This is a genomic window from Streptomyces sp. NPDC006265, from assembly GCF_040613555.1.
Lineage (GTDB): Bacteria > Actinomycetota > Actinomycetes > Streptomycetales > Streptomycetaceae > Streptomyces.
In genome coordinates this window covers 1-2,779 of record NZ_JBEXSH010001053.1, presented here as the reverse complement: position 1 = coordinate 2,779, position 2,779 = coordinate 1, and the positions used below count along the sequence as shown (strand labels likewise).

General features: G+C 71.9%; 1 protein-coding gene and 1 pseudogene. Both read right to left on the bottom strand.

All coding sequences use genetic code 11. From position 1 onward, the window contains the following. Positions 1-18: 18 nt before the first annotated feature. Positions 19-1,248, bottom strand: a complete 1,230-nt coding sequence (locus ABZ281_RS45045) for a cytochrome P450 (protein WP_356664140.1) — start codon at positions 1,246-1,248, stop codon at positions 19-21. A 69-nt stretch (positions 1,249-1,317) separates the two neighbouring features. Then, positions 1,318-2,134: pseudogene (locus ABZ281_RS45040) on the bottom strand (SDR family NAD(P)-dependent oxidoreductase). Between the last annotated feature and the right edge of the window lie 645 nt (positions 2,135-2,779).

The following is a 2,779-nucleotide window of genomic DNA, read 5'->3' as shown; positions in this document are numbered from 1 at the left end:
CTTGGCTCCGTGCCCGTGCTACGCGAGCGCTCGGATGATCATTCCGCTGCGCGGCCGCGTGGGGACGCGGTCCAGGGGGATGGTCAGGTCCTGCGGCGGAGCCTCGTAGCTCAGGTCGGCCAGGCGACGGGAAAGCGTCTCCAGGATGCCCACCGCCAGGGCCTCGCCGGGGCAGCGGTGTCCGGTCCGTGGGTCCGCACCGCCTTGAGGGATCAGTTCGTCACGGCGGGGCGGACGGTCGAGGAACCTCTCCGGGTGGAAGGAGTACGGATCCTTCCACAGACGTTCGTCGTGGTTCTGGCCGTAGACGTCCAGCAGGACGAGGCCGCCGGCCGAGACGTGGCGGCCCTGCCAGGTCAGGTCGGTGACGGCCTGGCCGCCCAGGAAGGGGGCGAAGGGGTAGAACCGGCGGACCTCGTGGGCGAACGCCGTGGCGAACCCCGCCTCACCCGCGCGCAGGCGCTTCCCGTGTTCGGGCCAACGGTGCAGGGCGTGTGCCGCGAAGGCCACGAACCAGCTCAGCGCCGTGGTGGGGCGGATGACGTTGAGCAGCTCCACCGCCGCGATCCTGGGCGTCATTTCGGCGCCGGTGGCGTCGCGGTGGCGGCAGACCCGGTCCAGCACGGAATCCGCCGGGGCCTGGGCCGTCCCGGACCTCACTTCGGTGACGAGACCGGCGAACCGCTGTTCCTGGCGGGTGCGGGCCCGCCTGGCCCGCCAGTGCCGGGCGCCCGCCGTGGCGAACCCGTCCACCATGGCCAGCAGGTCCCGCGCCAGGGGTTCCTCCTCGTCCTCGGCGAGGGGGACGCCGGCCCAGCGGCAGACACCGCGCGTGATCACCCGGCCGACGGCATCGAAGAGCACCACGCTCGGCTGCTGCCGCCAGTGCGGTACGGCCTCGTCCCAGGCGGTGGCGATGTGCTCGGCCGAGCCCGTCACCGCGTCGGTCTCCAGCAGGGGCAGGAAGAGCGACTTGCGCTGCCGGTGGACGTCGCCGTCGAGGGTGTGAACCGCGCCGTGGCCGAAGAGGGTGCTCAGGACCGGGCCGGGAAGTGCGCCGTGGCGCCGGACGTGCTCCTCGTCGTAGAAGAACCGCACCGCCTCGGGGCCTCGCACGGCCAGGGCCGGGCGTCCGAGGACACGCAGGTTCAGCGCAGTGTCGCCCTCGGCGCGCATCAGGTCGGGCAACCAGGCGTAGCCCTCCGTCAGGAGAGCCAGGGATTCGGGAACCGTTCGGTGAGGACTCATGGCACCGGAGTGCCCGTGGCGGCCTTCCCGACACGGGCACGGTTTCAGCCGCCGACGGCGGTCACGCCCTCACTCCCGCCGCCCGGGATTTTCCTCGGTCCCGGCCCCGGTCCCCGGCTCCGCCAGCCGCCGATGGGCCGCCGCCTTGACTCCGTCGGGCAGCACCTTTCCGGCCAGCCCCTGTGCCTCGGCCTTCAAGGATCCGGTCACGACCTTCTTCTCGCCCTCCACGATCGCCTTGAACGCCTGCTCGGCCACGTGTACGGGATCGTCCTTCTTCATGGTGCCGATCCGGGTGTCCTCCGCCATGCCCTCCTGCCGGAAGAAGCCCGTCTCCGTGGCGGCCGGCATGAACGAGGTCACCGTGACACCGGTGTCCTTCACCTCCTCCGCCAGCGCCTCGGCGAAGGACTGCACGAAGGACTTGGACGCGTTGTAGACGGGCTGGAAAGAGCCAGGCATCGTCGCGGCCACGGACGAGGTGAAGGCGATCCGGCCGGCACCGCGCGCCACCATGGCCCGCAGCAGCGGCTTGGCCAGCCGGACGGTCGCGGTGATGTTGAGATCGATGATCTCCTGGTCGTCGGTCAGGTCGGTGTCGACGAAAGCACCGCCCTGGCCGACTCCCGCGTTGAGGACGGCGACGTCGACCGTCAGCCCGTCGAGCGCGTCCAGCAGCCGGTGTCGTCCTGCGGCCGTCCGGAGATCGGCGCACCGCTTGGACCTCCGCGCCCGACTCGCGCAGACCCTGCGCGGCGGACTCCAGCCGTTCGTCCTCGGCGTTCACCACGAGGTCGTAACCGTGGAGCGCGAACTGCCGGGCCAGCTCGAGACCGATGCCGCTGGACGCGCCGGTGATCAGGGCGATTGGCGGTGTGTGGTTCAGGCGGACGATTAACCGCCGCGCCGTGTGCCAAGCGCCGTGGGGCCCCTTGATGTGGTTCGGTGACGCGCGGTGCTCTGCCCGGCCAGGACGTGTCCCCCCGGCCGCTCGTACGCGGTCTGTGCCTCGCCACGCCCGGGCGGGCAGGGCTGTGGTCATTGAGGCGGAGCACCCAGCGGGACCGCGGCCGGCGCTCGTGCGGTGCCGTACCGACCTGGACTGGTGACCCCCGGAGTGGAGCAGGGGAACGGCGTTCCCGTGCATCGCGCGGCCTCGGTGGGACCGATGGATGACCATGACGTCGGTGAGGTACGGCAGAAAGCACTGGACCGGCTGACGCTGCTGGCCGAGGCCACCTCGGCATTGCGGAGCACGCCCGGACGTCGACGAGGGCGTGGGAGGAGCAGGAGCGCTGCTGCTGACCGGCATGACGACGCACGTGACGGCCGGCCCCGAACCGTCGTCCTCGCCCGCGACCCCTGGCCGTCCTCTTGCCGGCTAGTGCCGCGGCAGGCAACGTTCGCCCCGTCACGACGCCCGGCACGCTCCCCCGCGCTCTCGACTCCGCTCGAGCAGGGGGCACCCCCACTCGCCGCACCGGCCGAAACCCCGAGTACGTCCAGTACGAGGGCTTCCGGCCGGCACGCC